A 17209-nucleotide genomic window follows, 5' to 3' on the forward strand; every position below is an offset into this window, starting at 1 on the left:
GAGAGATGATCGATCATCACTGTGGGTGAGGGATTCTCGCGCGAAGGGCGCCCCGGCGGTGTCGGCCACCGCCGGGGCCCCCTCGGCGATCAACGCGCGGCCGGCAGGGTGCGCGGCACCGCCGATCAGCCGCCGACGTCGCCCAGCAGGTCGGTCACCAGAGCGGCGATCGGGGAACGTTCCGAACGGGTGAGGGTCACGTGCGCGAACAGCGGATGGCCCTTGAGCCGCTCGACGACCGCCGCGACGCCGTCATGCCGTCCGACCCGCAGATTGTCGCGCTGCGCGACGTCGTGGGTGAGCACCACCCGCGAGCCCGCCCCGATCCGCGACAGGACGGTCAGCAGGACGCCGCGTTCGAGCGACTGCGCCTCGTCGACGATCACGAACGCGTCGTGCAGCGAACGGCCGCGGATGTGCGTCAGCGGCAGGACCTCCAACATGCCACGGTCCAAAACCTCCTCGATGACCTCCGGGGTGGTCACCGCCGAGAGCGTGTCGTAGACCGCCTGCGCCCACGGCGACATCTTCTCGTTCTCCGAACCCGGCAGGTAGCCGAGCTCCTGGCCGCCGACCGCGTACAACGGGCGGAAGACCACCACCTTGCGGTGCTGGCGGCGCTCCAGGACGGCCTCCAGGCCCGCGCACAGGGCGAGCGCCGACTTGCCGGTGCCCGCCCGCCCGCCGAGCGAGACGATGCCCACCTCGTCGTCCAGGAGCAGATCCAGGGCGATGCGCTGCTCGGCGGACCGGCCGCGCAGCCCGAACACCTCGCGGTCACCGCGGACGAGCCGTACGGACTTGTCGGCCTGCACCCGCGCGAGCGCGGAACCGCGCTCGGACAGCAGCCGCAGGCCGGTGTGGGCGGGCAGGTCCCGCGCCTCGTCCAGATCCACCCGGCCCGACTCGTACAGCTCCTCGATCCGCCCCGCCGGCACCTCCAGCTCGCGCATCCCGGTCCAGCCGGACTCCACCACGGCGAGCTCGGCGCGGTACTCCTCCGCGGCGAGGCCGACGGCCGAGGCCTTGACCCGCATCGGCAGGTCTTTGGAGACCAGGACGACGTCGCGCCCCTCCCTGGCCAGCCAGCTCGCCACCGACAGGATCCGGGTGTCGTTGTCGCCCAGCCGGAAGCCGTCGGGCAGCACGCTCGGGTCGGAGTGGTTGAGCTCGACCCTGATCGTGCCGCCCTGCTCCCCGATGGCCAGCGCCTCGTCCAGCCTGCCGTGCTCCAGCCGCAGGTCGTCAAGCGTGCGCAGGGCCTGCCGGGCGAAGTAGCCGAGCTCCGGATGGTGCCGCTTGGCCTCGAGTTCGGAGATGACGACGATGGGGAGTACGACCTCGTGCTCGGCGAACCGGGTCATCGCTCCCGGGTCGGCGAGCAGGACGCTGGTGTCGAGGACGTACGTGCGCCGGTCCGGGCCGGTGGGCCCGGGGTTCCCGGAGGCGGGACGGCGCGTGGAGGATGTGGCCACTCGATCTCCCTGTTTCTGGGGGAACTACCCGTGGCGCGCCGGCCCTCCGCCCGGTTGCCCGACTCCGCACGGCCGCGGCCGGTCGGAGGACGGGCAGGACGGGCGAGGATCAGGGGTGGATGATCCTTAGGAACCGTAGCGCCGGTGGCGCGCGGCATACGAGCGGATCGCCCGCAGGAAGTCGACCTTGCGGAAGTCCGGCCAGTGGACCTCGCAGAAGTAGAACTCCGAATGGGCGCTCTGCCAGAGCATGAAGCCGGAGAGGCGTTGCTCCCCCGAGGTACGGATGACCAGGTCGGGGTCCGGCTGACCGCGCGTGTAGAGATGCTCGGCGATGTGCTCGACGTCGAGGACCTCGGCGAGTTCCTCGATGCTGGTGCCTTTGCCCGCCTGCTCCAGGAGCAGAGAGCGCACCGCATCAGCGATCTCACGCCTACCTCCATACCCAACCGCGACGTTCACAATCAGCCCCGGAGCACCCGATGTCGCCTCACCGGCATCTTTGAGGACACGGGCGGTCTTGTCGGGCAGCAGGTCGAGGGCCCCGACCGGCTTGACGTGCCAGCCGTCGGCGGCGAGGTTGCGGACGGTCTTCTCGATGATCGCCAGGAGCGGGTCCAGTTCCCTGGCCGGGCGGCCCAGGTTGTCGGTGGACAGCAGCCAGAGCGTGACCACCTCGACACCGGCCTCGGTGCACCAGTGCAGCAGCTCGGAGATCTTGTCGGCGCCGCGCTGGTGGCCGGTGTTGACGTCGGCCATGCCCATCGACCGTGCCCAGCGCCGGTTGCCGTCCAGGATGACTCCGACGTGGCGGGGGATGATGTCGGTGGGCAGCGACGACTCGACCCGGCGCTCGTACATGCGGTAGGCGGCGTCCCGCACCACCCCGTACGCGGCACTGCTCTTGATCGCGCCGGTCAGCCTCGCGCGCCGCCCCGTGCCCATGTGCTCCCCGTCCCGCCGTGTTCCGTCTAGAACGACGCTCAATTATGGCCCGGACGTGACGGTTGTCCCACCGTCTCCGGTATTTACTCAGCGACGGGTGCGCTGATGCCCACGGTAGCTCGCACCGGCCCGTTCGGCGTCGGCGAGAAGTTCGGTGAGGAAGTCGTGCAGTTCGGCGGAGGTGAGGACGGCCCGTACACCGCGCCCGCCCGAGCCCCAGGCCTCGATCACCGCGCGGCGGGCGACCCGCCATACGCCGAGGCCGGTGCCCTGCCGTTCGATCCAGACCGAGGAGGTGCGCAGCGCGCAGCGGAGCTCCCCCGTGCTGGCCACGTCACCGCGGTCGCGGTAGCGGAAGGCGAAGAGCTCGGGCTCGCGGGTACCGCCCGCGCTCGGCGGCGGATCGGGGAACCGGTCGTCCGGATCGGGCCACGCGGCGGCCTGCGGCGACCCTCCGGCGCGCGCGGCGGCCACCCGCTCGGCGAGCTCGGCGAGGAAGTAGCCGCAGCGCTCCCCCACCGCGCCGAACGAGTCCCCGTCGCGCCGCAGCTCCAGCGTGACCTCGTACGGTGTGCCGCCGCGGTCGAGCGACGCGACCGGCACCACCGCCAGCGATGATCCGTCAAGACAGCGAAGTCCCCCCACGTCCGGCACATTAGGCCAGGCCACCACCATGATCACACCTAGCCGGGCTTGAGATCATGTAATGTTCGGCGGCCTCGTCCGCACGCGGGCACCTAAAACGATCAATACGGCCGTTCCGGCTCGCGGCCCGGCGGTTTCAGGATTGCGGACCGGCGGTTCAGCCCCGCGGACCGGCGGCTCAGGCCTGCGGACCGGCGGCCCGGGCGCGTTCGACGTACTCCAGGGCGGTGCGCAGCTCACCGAGCCACTCGTCGGTGTTCTTGCCGACCAGGCGGACGCACCAGGCCAGCGCGTCACTGCGGCTGCGCGCCACACCCGCGTCCACCAGGGTGTCCAGGACGCGGCGTTCGGGCTGGCGCAGCCGGGTCATGACGGGGACCGAGAGCGTCGTGAACATCTCCCGCTGCTCCTCGCACTCGACGCCCCACGAGACCTTGTGGCCGAACCGGTGCTCGGCTTCGCGCGCGATGGCGATGCGCTGGTCGCGGGTGTCCTCGCGGAAACGCTGGATGTGGCCCGCCACCGCGGCGGCCCGTTCGGTGCCGGCGAGCTTCGCGGCGGCCGCGGGCACCGGCAGCCGTCCGACGACGCTGACCTCTTCCCTGTCCAGCACGATCTCGGGCACCGCCTCGAACCAGTTCTCGGGAAGCCGCCCGGAGAACCAGCCTCGCACGGTCTCCGCTGCTTCATTCGTATTCATGTAATCAAAATTACAGCCTCAGGCGCCCACCACCAAGGGAACGAGCACATTGACATGGACCACCTTTTGAGAGCTACTCTCATTTACGAGTGACTACTACTTGGAGGCAGGCCATGTCAACGACTCCGGAAACGCGCGGCTCCGCGCGGCGGTGGTGGGGTCTGGGCGCGCTCGCGCTCAGCCTGCTGGCCCTGGGCTTCGACCTGACGATCCTGAACGTGGCGCTGGCGACGCTCTCCGCGGATCTGGACGCGAGCACCAGCCAACTGCAATGGATCGTCGACTCGTACGTGCTGGTCTTCGCGGCGGTGCTGCTGCCGGCCGGGCTGCTGGGCGACCGGTTCGGCCGCAAGCGCCTGCTGCTCGCCGGCATGGCGGTCTTCGGCCTCGCCTCACTCGGCGGCGCCCTCGCGGACGGCCCGGGGAGCGTGATCGTCGCCCGTGCGTTCATGGGCGTCGGCGCGGGGATCATGATGCCGCTGTCGATGTCAATCCTGCCGGCGATCTTTCCCCCGCACGAGCGCACCCGGGCGGTCGCGATCTGGTCGGCGTCCATGGCGCTCGGCCTGCCGCTCGGGCCGCTGCTCGGCGGCTGGCTGCTGGAGCACTTCTGGTGGGGCTCGATCTTCCTGATCAACGTGCCGGTGGTCGCCGTGGCCGCGGTCGCCGTCGCCCTCCTGCTCCCCGAATCCCGTGACACGAGCGTCCCCCGCCTGGACGTGGTGGGCACGCTGCTGTCGGTCGCCGGTCTCACGGGCCTGGTGTACGGGATCACCGAGGGCCCGGCGGACGGCTGGCGCGACCCCGTCATCGTCGCCGCGATCGGCGGCGGCCTCGTCCTGCTCACGGTGTTCGTCCTGTGGGAGCGGCGCCTCGCGCAGCCCATGATGGACGTCACCCTGTTCCGGGACCCGGCGTTCACCTGGGCCGTGATCGCCGGAACGCTGGGGACCGTCGTCATGGCGGGCACGCTCTTCGTGCTTCCGCAGTACCTACAGGTGGTGCAGGGCAACGGCGTCTTCGACACCGGACTGCGGCTCATCCCGATGCTCCTCGGCCTCATGGTCGGCGGTCTGGCCACCGAACGCCTGACGGCGCGCACCGGCCACAAGCCGCTCATCGTCACCGGCCTCTTCCTGCTGGCCGCGGGGCTCGGCTGGGGCGCGCTCACCGACACCGGCGACGCCTACTCCTCGACCGCGATGTGGCTGACGGTCCTCGGCCTCGGCGTCGGGCTGACCATGGTCCCGGCGATGGACGTCGTCCTCGCCCGCCTCCCCGACGACCAGGCCGGCCGGGGCTCGGGCCTTGTCCAGACGCTTCGGCAGACCGGCGGCGCGCTCGGCATCGCGGGGCTGGGCAGCCTGCTGTCGGTCGTCTACCGGGACCGCGTCGACCTGGACGGCCTGCCGGCCGAGGCCGCCGGCCAGGCCCGCGACTCGATCGGCGGGGCCGCCGCCGTGGCGGAACGGCTCGGCGACGGCCGGCTGCTGGCCTCCGCCCAGGACGCCTACGTGCACGGCATGAACGCGGCGCTCGCGGTGTGCGCGCTCGGCGCCCTCACCGTGGCCCTGCTGGTCTGGATCTTCCAGCCGCCGCCGGAACGTGCGCGGCCGGCCGCCGATAGCCCAGAATCGGACCATGAGCACGTCGCTTCCTGAGCATGCCATCGACCGACTCCAGGACCGGCTGGAGCGGCTGCCGCTTCGGGAGCGCAAGAAGCTGAAGACCCGGCGGGCGATCCAGGACCACGCCCTCCGGCTCTTCACCGAGCAGGGCTACGACGAGACCACCGTCGAGCAGATCGCGGAGGCGGCGGAGATCTCCCCGAGCACGTTCTTCCGGTACTTCCCGACCAAGGAAGACGTCGTCGTGACCGACGAGTACGACCCGATCATGGCGGAGATCTTCCGGGCCCAGCCGGCCGGGCTGGCGCCCATCGAGGCGCTGCGCGCCACGTTCCGCGAGATCCTGCCGCAGATGCTCGCCGGGGACCTGGACGCCGTCACCGCGCGGATGCGCCTGACCGCCCAGGTGCCCGCGCTGCGCGCCCGCACCACCGAGTCACTGCGCGAGGGCACGCACGCCGTGCTCAAGGAAGTCATCGCCGAACGCACCGGCCGCCCGCAGGACGACCTGGACGTCGAGGCGTTCACCTGGGCGCTCCTCGGCGTCCTACAGGCGGCGATGTACGCGTGGCTGGACGGCAGGGTCGCGATCGACGACCTCACCGACCACATCGACCACAACCTCGAACTCCTCGCAGCCGGATTCCCGCTCTGTTAATTCTTTCGCGGCCTCGGAGTCCTCGCCTGGCGGCTCGGACCCGAACCGCCAAGGGTGGCTGGGCGGGGGGTGTAGTGGACGGGCGACATCGCTTCACGACCCGGTCGCGCACTCGCGTGACGGCTGAGAGCGAGAAGGTGTTCCGGCGTGCGGATGAGTTCGCGGCCATCGCGATCGCCGGTACGGCCGGGATCGGGATGTGTTCAGCCGGCTACGCGGGCGGCTTGGCGTGGGTTGACTCGGACGGCGCCGCGCATGTTGCGGGTGTAGACGTTCTGGATCTGCACGACCGTGCCGCGCCGCGGGGCCGCCAGCATCTTGCCGTCGCCCAGGTAGAGCGCGATGTGCGAGATGTAGCCCGGCGCCGTCGGGTCGTTGGCCCAGATGAGCATGTCGCCCGGCTGCGCCTTGCTGTAGGGGATCACCCAGCCGGCGCGCGCCTGGTCGGCTGCCACGCGGGGCAACCTGATGCCTGCCCGGGCGAAGGCGTACTGCATCAGCCCGGAGCAGTCGTAGCCGCCCTCGGCCTCCGACTCGCCGCCCCACACGTACGGCCAGCCGAGGCGGGTGTGGGCGGCGCGGATCACGGTCTGTACCTGCTGCGCGGTCATCACCTGGCCGTTGGCGTCCGGCAGCTTCCGGGCCTGCGGGTAATCGATCTTGGGGCTCACCTCGACCGCGCGGGCCTGCTTGGGCAGCAGCTTGCGCAGCTCCTTGATGAGCTTGGTGGCCTTGGCCTTCGGCGCGCTGACCAGCATCGCGTTGGCGGACGGCATGCCGAGCGACCGGGCGCTGGCGTGCGAGATCACCGCGTCGACGTCGGCGATGCCCATCGTGGCGTACGCGCCCACGCGCAGCGTCGACTGCTTCTGCTTGCCGCCGACCGGGATCTGGGTGCCGAGCTGGACGCCGCCGTCGTTGCCCATGGTGAACGAGATCGCCACGTCGCCGCCGGCGATGTTGCGCCACAGGGCGTCCGACTGGGCGGTCGGCTTGGGCGTGTAGTTGCGGAACGTGGACGGGTCGACGCCGAGCAGGCCCACGCGCTTGCCCGCCACCATCGCCTGGACCGCGTCGACGACCTCGACGCCCTGCACGCCCTTGACCCTGCGTACCTTCTCGATCACCTCGGGCGGCAGGGACGCCGGCGCCGCCACCATCACCTGGGGTGACCGGCGCTTACCGAGCGGGGCGATGGCCGTCGGCGACAGCTGACCGTTGCTTGAGGCGGCCACGAACCGCTGGTGCGCGGTCTGCGGAGTGGCCTGCGGACCGTCGCCTCCCTGCCGATGCGCTACCAGGACGGCCGTGTTGGCGGCCAGCGTGGTCAGCACCGAAACGCCGATGATCGTCGGAAGAACCCGGCGGTCCGGCCTGCGCACGGCAACACTCCCTCGAAGGTCGACCTTGACTATGGCCCAGAGGCGTGACCACCGTCCAGATACCCAGCGCCCTGTGCACCATCCGGATACGGACGGCCGCAATCAGTCAGCCCTGGCTCCGTTACTCATTGGTAACACCAAGCGCCACTGAGATCAAGGTCACTCGATGACAAAGTATGTCAGGTCGTCAGGCCTCGCAGCTCGCGCACCAGGTCGGCGGTGGCCGTCACCGGCAGGCGGCACGTGAACCCCCGGCAGACGTAGGCCGCCGGTGCTCCGTCCACCAGGCCCCGCCCTTCCAGCAACGGGACGCCCGCCTGCCCTGGCTCCCCCACGGCGACCACGGCGCCGGGAGAGACCGCCATCAGGGCCGTCTGGTGCAACGCCGTCGTGCGTTCGTCGTCACGGCCGCCCACGACGGCGACCTCCAGCGGCCCTTCCGTGTACGCCTCCGCGACCGCGAGGCCCCACCCGGCGAACCGCGCGGCCTTCTCGGCCAGCACCGTCACCGGCCCGAGCGCCGTGCCCGCCGCCTCCCGATGCCGCTCCGATCCGGTCAGCGCCGAGTACGACAGCAGAGCCCCCGCGGCCGCGAACTGCCCCGACGGCGTCGCGTTGTCGGTCGGGTCCTGCGGCCGCCGGAACAGCCGCTCCGCGTCGTCGGCGGTGTCGAAGAAGCCACCCGTACCGTCTCCGAAGTGTTCGAGCACCGTGCCGAGCAGCTCACCGGCCAGCGACACCCATCTGGTGTCGCCCGTGACGCCCTGGAGTGCCAGCAGTCCCTCGGCCACGTCCGCGTAGTCTTCGAGGACCCCGGCATTGTGGCCCGCGACCCCGTCGCGCGATGTCCGTACGAGCCGTCCGTCCTTGATGTGCAGGCGTTCGAGCAGCCGGGCGACCTCCTCCGCGGCCGTCACCAGGTCCGGGCGGCCGAACAACGCCCCGCACTCGGCCAGAGCCGCGATCGCCAGGCCGTTCCAGGCGGCCACGACCTTGTCGTCCCGCGCCGGGGGGACCCGCCGTTCCCGTGCGGTGAGCAGCTCGGCCCGCACTCTCGCGTACCGTTCGAGGTCGTCGGGGTCGCGCGGCAACTGCAGGACCGAGGTCCCGTGCTCGAACGTCCCGGTGACGTCGAACAGCTCCACGGCATACGCGCCGTCCTCGTCGCCCAGCAGGACCCGCAGTTCCTGAGGGGTCCAGACATAGAACTTGCCCTCGACGCCCTCACTGTCCGCGTCCAGGGCAGAGGCCAGCCCGCCTTGGTCCGTTCGCAGGTCGCGCAGCATCCAGTCGCAGGTCTCCAGCGCGATCCGGCGCGCGAACGGGCTCCCCGTCAGCCGCCACCAGTGCGCGTACACCCGCGCCAGCAGCGCGTTGTCGTACAACATCTTCTCGAAATGGGGCACGACCCACGCGTCGTCCACCGAATACCGTGCGAAGCCTCCGCCAAGCTGGTCGTACATCCCGCCTCGGGCCATGGCCTCCAGAGTGTGCCCGGCCATCGAGAGCGCCTCGGCGTCGCCCGTGCGCGCGTGGTGCCTCAGCAAGAACTCCAGTGCCATCGACGGCGGGAACTTGGGCGCGCCACCGAAACCGCCACGCGACCTGTCGTACGACCCCGCCAGCGACCGGACCGCCGCCTGGAGCAGCTCCTCCCTCGGCGGCTCCGCCCCGCCCAGGGCAGGCCCCCGGGAGCTTAGGGCAGTCACGACCTGCTGCCCCTGCCCTACGACCTCGTCCCGCTGGTCTGTCCACGCCTTGTGGACGGCGTTCAGCAGGGCTTGGAACTGCGGCCTGGGAAAGTACGTCCCGCAGTAGAACGGATGGCCGTCCGGCGTCATGAACACCGTCATCGGCCAGCCGCCCTGACCCGTCATCGCCTGGGTGGCCTCCATGTAGACCGCGTCGACGTCAGGCCGTTCCTCCCGGTCGACCTTGATGTTCACGAAGTGGGAGTTCATGAGCTGCGCCGTCTGGACGTCCTCGAACGACTGGTGCGCCATCACATGGCACCAGTGGCACGCGGCGTAGCCGACCGACAGGAGGATCGGGACGTCGCGCCGCCTCGCCTCGGCGAACGCCTCGTCGTTCCACTCCCACCAGTCCACCGGGTTGCCGGCGTGCTGCAGCAGGTACGGGCTCGTCGCGTCCTTGAGACGGTTCATGCCCCGATCCTGCCCCATCCGGCCCCGGCCTCACTTCGCGCGGCGGCGCGACGGCATGACGACGCGATCGAGATCGTGGACGAGCACGATGTCCCCGCTGTACGCGGCGGCAGCCTGTTCGACGAAGCGCGGCTCGTCCTCGACGCGGTAACGCTCGGAGATGTGGGTCAGCACGAGACGCCGCACACCGGCAGCCGCGGCGACTTCGCCCGCCTGGCGTGCGGTCAGATGACCGTAGGCGGTCGCCAGCGCGGCGTCCTCGTCGAGGAACGTGGACTCGATGATCAGCAGGTCCACGTCGGCGGCGAGCTCGTGCACGCCGTCGCACAGCCGGGTGTCCATGACGAACGCGACCTTCTGGCCGGGCCGCCGGACGCTGCACTCCGCCAGGGTCACCGTGCGCCCGTCCGGCGCGACGACGGAACCCTCCTCCTGAAGCCGCCGGACGAGCGGGCCGCGCACGCCCCGGGCCGCGAGCAGCGCCGGCCTCATCGTCACGCCGTCGGGCTCCTCCAGCCGGTAGCCGTAGGCCTCGACCGGATGCGACAGCCGGCGTGCGGTCAGGCCGAACGGCGCGTCCCCGGTGTCGAGCTCCATCCGTTCGCCCGAGACGGGCTGCTCCCTGATGACCTCGGTGCCCCGGAACGGCGTCGCGTACCGGAGCCGCGCCCAGTATTCGGCGCCGCTCGCCGGGAACGCCGCGTCCACCCGGTGCCCGACGCCGTCGCGGGCGATGCGCTGCACGATCCCCGGAACCCCCAGGCAGTGATCGCCGTGGAAGTGCGTCAGGCAGATCCACGTCACGTCGGTCGCGGTCACCCCGGCGAAGGTCATCTGCCGCTGCGTTCCCTCGCCCGGGTCGAACAACAGGCCGTGCCCGTCCCAGCGCAGCAGATAGCCGTTGTGGTTGCGGGTCTTGGTGGGCACCGCGCTGGCGGACCCGAGCACGACGAGATCGCGAACGGACATGCCGACCATGGTGCCGCGCGGGCGTGCGGGGGCCGGACGGTACCCTGCCGGAAGTCGCGGCAAGTACGCCCTTACATCGGAGGTGCGCCCGTGGGCGGCAACAAGCGAGACAAGATAAAGATGACTCCCGCCGAGACCGCGGACTTCCTGGCGTCCTCCCACAAGGTCCAGGTCGCCACGGTCGGCAAGGACGGCGCGCCGCACCTGGTCACGATGTTCTACGCGCTGCTCGACGGCAAGATCGCGTTCTCCACGTACAAGTCCTCGCAGAAGGTGCTCAACCTGCGCCGCGACCCCACGATGACGTGCCTGGTGGAGGACGGCGAGGAGTACGGCGAGTTGCGCGGCGCCGCCCTCTACGGCCGGGGGCGCATCGTCGAGGACCCGGAGATCCGCCTCCGGGTCGGCGCGGTCGTCGGCGCCCGCCTGGCGGGGATGCCGGTCCCCGAGATGGGCGCCCCGATCGATCCCGAGTTCGCCGCCGCGCTCGAACCCTCACTCGCCAAGCGGGTCATCGTCGTGATGGAGCCCGACCGGATCGTCAGCTGGGACCACCGGAAGGCGTGAGCGCCTCGGCCTCCCTCCGGTGCAGGTAGGCCCGGACCGCGCGGACGTCCCAGAGGGCGAGGGCGGCCATGACGGCGGTGGCGGCGCCGGCCAGCGCCAGCGGCGTGACGAAGGGATAGATCAGCGCCAGGGCGGCGAGCGCGAGGACGGCGGCGATCCGAGCGGTCGTGAAGTGGCCGAAGACGACCCGTTTGAAGATCGCGTGACCGAGGACGAACAGCGCCGGGCCGCCGAGGGCCACGGCGGCGGTGCCGCCGGCCACGTGGCCGCCCGGGTGGGCCATCACCAGTTCGTCCGCCACCGCGGTGACGATGATGCCCGCGACCATCGGGATGTGCACGAACGTGTAGGCGGTCATGCCCAGGCGGCCGGGATCGTCGGATTCGGCGATGATCTCGGCCGCGGCGTCGGCGGCACGATCGAAGTACAGCCACCACATCGCCGCGGCGGTCACGAGCGCCTGCACCAGCGCCAGCGTGGTCGCGGCGGTGGGCTTGAGCTCGGCGAACGTGGCGCCGGTGATCAGCAGGGACTCTCCGAGCGCGATGATCATAAAGAGCCGGCAGCGCTCGGCCATGTGCTCGCCGTCGATGGTCCAGTCCGTCGTCCGGGAGCTCCCCAGACCGGGGACCCGGTAGCCCGCCCAGGGACCGGCGTACTCCAGGAGCAGCGCCGCCGTCCAGAACCAGATCCGGGCCTGGTCGTCCGCCAGCCCGCCGGCGATCCAGACGGCCGCCGGAACGGCGATCCAGACCATGACGCGCTGGAAGTTGGGGCCGAGCTCGTGGCGCCAGGTCACGACCACCACGTAGAAGGTCCGGCCCGCCTGAACCGCCACGTACGCGCCCGCGAACCACAGCGCGCGGTCATCGAACGCGTGCGGGATCGACGCCGACATGACCAGGCTGGCGAGCATCACCCCCGCGAGCATGATCCGGTTGCTCTGGTGGTCCGGGTCGAACCAGTTGGTCGTCCAGCTGGTGTACATCCACGCCCACCAGACGGCGAGCATCAGCAGCAGCGTCTCGGCGGCGCCGCGCGGGGTCAGGTGCTCCAGCAGGCGGTGCGACAGCTGCGTCACCGCGAAGACGAAGACGAGATCGAAGAACAGCTCGAACGGGGTGACCCGGGTACCGCCGTCGCGACTGCGGAGCGGACCGGGCAAACCGGGAGAAAGGGAACTCACGCCTGGATCATGCCCGAAGGCACGGTCAGGCGGTGGCGCCGTTCTCCTTTTCGGTGGTCTCGGGCTTCGCGTCGGCCCTGGCCTTGGCCTTGACGTCGGCGCCGGCCTTGACGTCGGCACCGGGCCTGGCGTCGGCGTCGGCCTTGGCGGTCTGCGCGGCCTCCCACTCCTGCTGCTTGAGGTCGGCCTCGCGCGGTGCCTGGATCCGGCCGATCTGCTTGTTCATCGAACGGATCAGGAAGACCACGGCGACCACCAGGGCGAGGAACACCCCGAAGCCGAGAAAACCCGGCGTGACCGTGTCGTCGTTGAGCGGCATCGGATCGGCGAGCACGAACACTACAAAGACACCTTCTCCCGGATACCCGCGAACAGATCGTCCTCCGGCAGCTCGGTGTCGACCAGGGACCTGGCCAAATGGTAGTCCTCGGTCGGCCATGCCTCACGCTGGAGGTCCAGCGGGCACACGAACCAGAAGCCGTTCGGGTCGATCTGGGTCGCGTGGGCCAGCAGCGCCTGGTCGCGCGTCTCGAAGTAGTCGGCGCACGGCACCCGGGTCGTCACCGCCCACGGCTGGGGCCGCTCTTCCAGCCTCTTCAGCCAGTCGCCGTAGGGCGACTCGATCCCGGCCTTGCCCATCGCGGCGTCCAGCGCGACCAGCCGGTCCCTCGTGAACGTCATGTGGTAGTAGAGCTTGAGCGGCTGCCACGGCTCGCCGGTGCCGGGGTAGCGGTCCGGGTCGCCCGCGGCCTCGAACGCCTCCACCGACACATCGTGGGTCTTCACGTGGTCGGGGTGCGGGTAGCCGCCCTTCTCGTCATAGGTGAGCATCACGTGCGGCCGGAACTCCCGGACGGCTCGCACCAGCGGCTCGGCGGCCACCTCCAGCGGCTCCAGCGCGAAACAGCCCTCGGGCAGCGGCGGCGGCGGGTCGCCCTCCGGGAAGCCGGAGTCGACGAAGCCCAGCCAGGTCTGCCGGACGCCGAGGATCTCGCGCGCCCGCGCCATCTCCTGCTCGCGGACCTTGCCGATGTCGGCCTTGATCTCGGGACGGTCCATGGCCGGGTTGAGAATGTCGCCGCGTTCCCCGCCGGTACAGGTGACGACGAGGACCTCGACTCCGTCCGCGACGTACCGGGCCATGGTCGCCGCGCCCTTGCTCGACTCGTCGTCAGGGTGGGCGTGCACGGCCATGAGCCGCAACGGTTCGGACACCTGCTCGGGCACCTCGGGATCTCCCTCTCGGAGGCTCTTGGCGGGACCCCGGTTCGGAGCACGCGCCACGACGGAAGAGAATTGTTCCTGACAACGTCCGAACCCCGCACGGAGATTCCCCGCGATGGCCACGAGCGCCCCAGCAGCACCCACCACATCCCGCCGCGGCCGGCTCGGCCTGGTGGTGATCGGCCTGCTGGCCGCCGTCTGCGCGGGCGGCTGGGCGATCATCATGGCGAACGTGGGGCAGCAGCCCGGCATCGCCAAGCAGACGATCAGTTACAGCGTACTGAGCGACTCGGCCGTGCGGATCAAATATTCGGTGTCCAAGGGCGAGGGCGACGAGGTCCGCTGCGTGGTGGACGCGTTCGACACCGATTTCGCGGTGGTGGGCAAGCAGGAGATCACCGTGCCGCCCGGCACCGGGACCCTCACGCGGACCGACGTGCTGACGACGACCAAGAGGGCCACCGGCGCCCGTGTCGAGAGCTGCCGCAAGGTGTGAACCGGCTGGTAAAAGCCCACCAGTGGTTGCCCGGTTGCAGAGGGCTTCAAGGGGGAACCTTTACCTCCACACACCGGATAGGCTAGAGGTTTCACCCGGCCGCATTTCATGTGGATGAGGAGTATCCGTGACCGAGACCCGCGCTGACAACGTCACCTGGCTGACGCAGGAGGCGTACGACCGGCTCAAGTCTGAGCTGGACCATCTGTCGGGCCCGGGCCGCATCGAGATCGCAGCGAAGATCGAGGCGGCGCGGGAAGAGGGCGACCTGCGCGAGAACGGCGGCTACCACGCGGCCAAGGAGGAGCAGGGCAAGATCGAGGGCCGCATCCTCCAGCTGCAGAGCATCCTGGAGAACGCGCGCGTCGGTGAGGCCCCCCGCACCGAGGGGGTCGTCGGTCCGGGCATGACCGTCACGGTCGCCTTCCAGGGCGACGACGAGGAGGTCACCTTCCTGCTCGCGTCCCGCGAGGAGAGCGGCGCGCCGATCGACGTCTACTCCCCCAAGTCCCCGCTGGGCGCCGCGATCAACGGCAAGAAGGTGGGCGAGAAGGCGTCGTACTCCCTGCCCAACGGTCGCAGCATGACCGTCGAGATCCTGGACGCCACGCCGTACCAGGGCGCGTAAAGCCTTCGACGAGGGATACCCAGGCCGGGCCGTCCCGCCGCGCCGCCGCTTCCGAGCGGTCAGGCAGCGGTCAAAGTCTCTAGCCGGTCCGCCGCTCCGCCCGGAGCGGCGGACCGCCGGTTTTTCCGGGCCTTCTCGCCGCCGCCCGGACGAGCGGGAGCGTGCGCTGCCGCACCTGGGTGGCCAGCGAGATCACCGACGACGCCCGCTCCACCCCCTCCACATCGACGATCATGTCGATGACCCGCTGCAGGTCCTGGTTGCTGCGCGCCACCACGCGGCAGAGCATGTCGTTGCCACCCGTGATCGTGTGCGCCTCGATCACCTCAGGCACCTCCGCGAGCCGTTCCGCCACCGGATCGTGCCCACTGCGCCTCTGCCCCCGGCTTTGCCTGATCTGCAGGGTCACGAACGCGGTCACCCCGTAGCCGAGCGCCGCCGGGTCGACCTCCGGGCCGAAACCGCGGATCACACCCTCCCGGACGAGCCGGTCCAGCCGTGCCTGCACCGTGCCGCGCGCCACCCCGAGCCGCCGCGACGCCTCCAGCACGCCGATCCGCGGCTCTTCGGCGAACAATTCCAGCACCCGCGCGTCCAGGTCGTCGATCCCCACCTCGCGCCTCCCGTGGTCACCATGTACAGAAAGTCCGGTGCTACCCGCCGGTTACTGTGCAGATTGTCCAGTGATTCAGACCACTGTTGCGCACTCTGTAGGCAATTGTCGACATTGGGGTCATGGATGAGTTCCCGGTCAAGGGCATGGACGCCGTCGTCTTCGCCGTCGGCAACGCCAAGCAGGCAGCGCACTACTACTCGACCGCTTTCGGGATGCGCCGGGTGGCCTATCGCGGCCCGGAGAACGGCAGCCCCGACGAGGCGGTGCACGTGCTGGAGTCCGGAAGCGCGCGGTTCGTCTTCCGCGGCCCGGTACGCGCGGGCACCGACCTCGGCCGCCACGTCGCCGAGCACGGCGACGGCGTGGTCGACCTGGCCATCGAGGTCCCCGACGCCGAGGCGGCCTACCGGCACGCTCTCGCCAAGGGAGCCACCGGCCTGGCCGAGCCGTACGTCCTGGAGGACGACCACGGCAAGGTCGTGCTCGCCGCCATCGCCACGTACGGCGAGACCCGGCACACGCTGGTCGACCGCAGCAACTACTCCGGGCCCTACCTGCCCGGCTTCGAGGCCGCCGACCCGATCGTGGAGCCGCCCGCCACCAAGCGCTACTTCCAGGCGATCGACCACTGCGTCGGCAACGTCGAGCGCATGAACGAGTGGGCCGACTTCTACCACCGGGTCATGGGCTTCACCGACATGGCCGAGTTCGTCGGCGACGACATCGCCACCGAGTACTCCGCGCTGATGTCGAAGGTGGTCGCGGACGGCACGCGCAAGGTCAAGTTCCCGCTGAACGAGCCCGCCGAGAGCAAGCGCAAGTCGCAGATCGACGAGTACCTGGAGTTCTACGGCGGTCCCGGCGTCCAGCACATCGCCCTGGCGACGGGCGACATCCTGGCCTCGGTCGACCAGATGCGCGCCGCCGGCGTGGAGTTCCTGGAGACCCCCGACTCCTACTACTCCGACCCCGAGCTCCGCGCCCGCATCGGCGAGGTCCGCGTCCCCGTCGAGGAGCTCCAGAAGCGCAAGATCCTCGTCGACCGGGACGAGGACGGCTACCTGCTGCAGATCTTCACCAAGCCCGTGCAGGACCGTCCGACGGTCTTCTTCGAGCTGATCGAACGGCACGGCTCGCTGGGCTTCGGCAAGGGCAACTTCAAGGCGCTGTTCGAGGCCATCGAGCGCGAGCAGGAGCGCCGCGGCAACCTGTGAGCCCACCTCGGTTCCCCGGGACCCACCTCCCTCCCGGGGAGCCGGGGTTCCAGCTGATCCGCTTCTGGTCGGCGTTCGGAAAAGCTTTGTCCTCGATGAGGCGTGGCGGGGTTTGGGCGGACGGACCCCGGCTCACCTTGTCGGCATGACCCATGATCCCGCGCCCGGGGATGACGAGCCCCGCACCAGGCCGCCCGCCGACGAGAAACCGCCCGCGTACACCGAACCTCCACCGCACGGCGAACACCCTCCCAACGACCGCCCGCCCCCGCCCAGCACACCGCCTGGACAGCAGCCCACCTACGGCCAGTTGCACGGTTATGGGCAAGTGCCGTCGTACGCGCAACCGCCGGTCACCGGAGTACCTCCCTACAACCAGAGTGGTTCGCCCTACGGCCAGTCGTCCCCCTACGGCCAAGCAGGAGGAGGCCAGACCAGCGGGCTCGCCATCGGGAGCCTGATCGCCGGGATCGTGGGCCTCCTCTGCGGCTTCGGGTCCATCGTGGCGGTCGTGCTGGGACACCTCGCGCTGAGCAAGATCAAAAAGACGGGCGAGGGCGGACGCGGACTGGCCATCGCGGGACTCATCCTGGGCTACGTGGCGCTCGTCGGCTGGCTCCTCTACCTGGCCCTCGCGGTGTTCGCGGGCAGCAACGGCGACTCGACCTACTAGCGGGTCAAGATCAAGCCAACCGCCGTCCATATGTGAGC

The 17209-nt window shown here is 70.4% G+C and carries 18 protein-coding genes; 7 read left to right on the forward strand and 11 right to left on the reverse strand.

Features of this window, described 5'->3' with window-relative positions; genetic code table 11:
* Positions 1-125 precede the first annotated feature (125 nt).
* The 4 genes from phoH2 to ABD333_RS21370 all read right to left on the reverse strand — a co-directional run bounded on the left by phoH2 (position 126) and on the right by ABD333_RS21370 (position 3765).
* Positions 126-1475: an RNA 5'-3' helicase PhoH2 gene (gene phoH2, locus ABD333_RS21355; RefSeq protein WP_344543456.1), complete on the reverse strand. Its 1350-nt coding sequence runs from the start codon at positions 1473-1475 to the stop codon at positions 126-128.
* Between the two features lie 126 nt (positions 1476-1601).
* Complete coding sequence (locus ABD333_RS21360) at positions 1602-2420, reverse strand: isoprenyl transferase (RefSeq protein ID WP_344543457.1); 819 nt, start codon at positions 2418-2420, stop codon at positions 1602-1604.
* Between the two features lie 87 nt (positions 2421-2507).
* The gene (locus tag ABD333_RS21365; protein ID WP_344543459.1) at positions 2508-3026 is read right to left on the reverse strand and encodes a hypothetical protein; all 519 of its coding nucleotides are present in this window, start codon (positions 3024-3026) and stop codon (positions 2508-2510) included.
* 217 nt (positions 3027-3243) lie between these two features.
* Positions 3244-3765 carry a hypothetical protein gene (locus ABD333_RS21370; RefSeq protein ID WP_344543460.1) on the reverse strand — a complete coding sequence of 174 codons (522 nt, stop codon included), beginning with the start codon at positions 3763-3765 and terminating at the stop codon, positions 3244-3246.
* A 113-nt stretch (positions 3766-3878) separates the two neighbouring features.
* Between ABD333_RS21370 and ABD333_RS21375 the strand changes: the two genes are divergently transcribed.
* On the forward strand, positions 3879-5426 hold the full coding sequence (locus tag ABD333_RS21375) for an MFS transporter (protein WP_344543462.1): 1548 nt from the start codon (positions 3879-3881) through the stop codon (positions 5424-5426).
* Positions 5407-6051 carry an acyl-CoA-like ligand-binding transcription factor gene (locus ABD333_RS21380; RefSeq protein WP_344543463.1) on the forward strand — a complete coding sequence of 215 codons (645 nt, stop codon included), beginning with the start codon at positions 5407-5409 and terminating at the stop codon, positions 6049-6051. Before ABD333_RS21375 ends, ABD333_RS21380 begins: the two co-directional genes overlap by 20 nt.
* A gap of 203 nt (positions 6052-6254) precedes the next feature.
* Here ABD333_RS21380 and ABD333_RS21385 read toward each other — a convergent pair whose 3' ends face one another.
* The 3 genes from ABD333_RS21385 to ABD333_RS21395 form a co-directional block, all read right to left on the reverse strand.
* Positions 6255-7433 carry a C40 family peptidase gene (locus ABD333_RS21385; RefSeq protein WP_344543465.1) on the reverse strand — a complete coding sequence of 393 codons (1179 nt, stop codon included), beginning with the start codon at positions 7431-7433 and terminating at the stop codon, positions 6255-6257.
* Positions 7434-7612: 179 nt separating this feature from the next.
* Positions 7613-9598 carry a thioredoxin domain-containing protein gene (locus ABD333_RS21390; RefSeq protein ID WP_344543466.1) on the reverse strand — a complete coding sequence of 662 codons (1986 nt, stop codon included), beginning with the start codon at positions 9596-9598 and terminating at the stop codon, positions 7613-7615.
* Between the two features lie 30 nt (positions 9599-9628).
* On the reverse strand, positions 9629-10567 hold the full coding sequence (locus ABD333_RS21395; protein WP_344543467.1) for a ribonuclease Z: 939 nt from the start codon (positions 10565-10567) through the stop codon (positions 9629-9631).
* A gap of 120 nt (positions 10568-10687) precedes the next feature.
* On the opposite strand from ABD333_RS21395, the gene ABD333_RS21400 reads away from it, so the two are divergent.
* Positions 10688-11134, forward strand: a complete 447-nt coding sequence (locus tag ABD333_RS21400) for a pyridoxamine 5'-phosphate oxidase family protein (protein WP_344543469.1) — start codon at positions 10688-10690, stop codon at positions 11132-11134.
* On the opposite strand, the gene ABD333_RS21405 is transcribed toward ABD333_RS21400, so the two are convergent.
* The 3 genes from ABD333_RS21405 to mca are packed head-to-tail and all read right to left on the reverse strand — an operon-like array spanning position 11109 to position 13535.
* Positions 11109-12320, reverse strand: a complete 1212-nt coding sequence (locus ABD333_RS21405; protein ID WP_344543470.1) for a low temperature requirement protein A — start codon at positions 12318-12320, stop codon at positions 11109-11111. The two genes, ABD333_RS21400 and ABD333_RS21405, sit on opposite strands and share 26 nt — an antisense overlap.
* A 25-nt stretch (positions 12321-12345) precedes the next feature.
* Positions 12346-12660 (reverse strand): hypothetical protein, encoded by a 315-nt coding sequence (locus tag ABD333_RS21410; protein WP_344543472.1) that lies wholly within the window; start codon positions 12658-12660, stop codon positions 12346-12348.
* Positions 12660-13535 carry a mycothiol conjugate amidase Mca gene (gene mca / locus ABD333_RS21415; protein WP_344543751.1) on the reverse strand — a complete coding sequence of 292 codons (876 nt, stop codon included), beginning with the start codon at positions 13533-13535 and terminating at the stop codon, positions 12660-12662. The genes ABD333_RS21410 and mca overlap by 1 nt, the downstream gene beginning before the upstream one ends.
* Positions 13536-13659: 124 nt before the next feature.
* Between mca and ABD333_RS21420 the strand changes: the two genes are divergently transcribed.
* Positions 13660-14040 (forward strand): DUF4307 domain-containing protein, encoded by a 381-nt coding sequence (locus ABD333_RS21420; RefSeq protein ID WP_344543473.1) that lies wholly within the window; start codon positions 13660-13662, stop codon positions 14038-14040.
* Positions 14041-14167: 127 nt separating this feature from the next.
* Positions 14168-14668, forward strand: a complete 501-nt coding sequence (gene greA / locus ABD333_RS21425; protein ID WP_344543475.1) for a transcription elongation factor GreA — start codon at positions 14168-14170, stop codon at positions 14666-14668.
* A 79-nt stretch (positions 14669-14747) separates the two neighbouring features.
* Here greA and ABD333_RS21430 read toward each other — a convergent pair whose 3' ends face one another.
* On the reverse strand, positions 14748-15281 hold the full coding sequence (locus ABD333_RS21430; protein ID WP_344543476.1) for an Lrp/AsnC family transcriptional regulator: 534 nt from the start codon (positions 15279-15281) through the stop codon (positions 14748-14750).
* Between the two features lie 122 nt (positions 15282-15403).
* Between ABD333_RS21430 and hppD the strand changes: the two genes are divergently transcribed.
* Positions 15404-16498 (forward strand): 4-hydroxyphenylpyruvate dioxygenase, encoded by a 1095-nt coding sequence (hppD, locus tag ABD333_RS21435; RefSeq protein ID WP_344543478.1) that lies wholly within the window; start codon positions 15404-15406, stop codon positions 16496-16498.
* A gap of 145 nt (positions 16499-16643) precedes the next feature.
* Entirely contained in the window at positions 16644-17171 is a 528-nt protein-coding gene (locus ABD333_RS21440; RefSeq protein WP_344543479.1) for a DUF4190 domain-containing protein, read from the forward strand.
* The last annotated feature ends 38 nt before the right edge of the window (positions 17172-17209 follow it).

Origin of the sequence: Actinomadura fulvescens (assembly GCF_039533225.1) — a bacterium.
Lineage (GTDB): Bacteria > Actinomycetota > Actinomycetes > Streptosporangiales > Streptosporangiaceae > Spirillospora > Spirillospora fulvescens.

What these genes read in the sequence shown, in the direction of transcription:
- ABD333_RS21360 (WP_344543457.1), bottom strand. Translation starts at nt 2,420, where the DNA reads ATGGGCACGGGGCGGCGCGCGAGGCTGACCGGCGCGATCAAGAGCAGT.
- ABD333_RS21370 (WP_344543460.1), bottom strand. Translation starts at nt 3,765, where the DNA reads ATGAATACGAATGAAGCAGCGGAGACCGTGCGAGGCTGGTTCTCCGGG.
- ABD333_RS21375 (WP_344543462.1), top strand. Translation starts at nt 3,879, where the DNA reads ATGTCAACGACTCCGGAAACGCGCGGCTCCGCGCGGCGGTGGTGGGGT.
- ABD333_RS21380 (WP_344543463.1), top strand. Translation starts at nt 5,407, where the DNA reads ATGAGCACGTCGCTTCCTGAGCATGCCATCGACCGACTCCAGGACCGG.
- ABD333_RS21390 (WP_344543466.1), bottom strand. Translation starts at nt 9,598, where the DNA reads ATGAACCGTCTCAAGGACGCGACGAGCCCGTACCTGCTGCAGCACGCC.
- ABD333_RS21395 (WP_344543467.1), bottom strand. Translation starts at nt 10,567, where the DNA reads ATGTCCGTTCGCGATCTCGTCGTGCTCGGGTCCGCCAGCGCGGTGCCC.
- ABD333_RS21400 (WP_344543469.1), top strand. Translation starts at nt 10,688, where the DNA reads ATGACTCCCGCCGAGACCGCGGACTTCCTGGCGTCCTCCCACAAGGTC.
- ABD333_RS21420 (WP_344543473.1), top strand. Translation starts at nt 13,660, where the DNA reads ATGGCCACGAGCGCCCCAGCAGCACCCACCACATCCCGCCGCGGCCGG.
- hppD (WP_344543478.1), top strand. Translation starts at nt 15,404, where the DNA reads ATGGATGAGTTCCCGGTCAAGGGCATGGACGCCGTCGTCTTCGCCGTC.
- ABD333_RS21440 (WP_344543479.1), top strand. Translation starts at nt 16,644, where the DNA reads ATGACCCATGATCCCGCGCCCGGGGATGACGAGCCCCGCACCAGGCCG.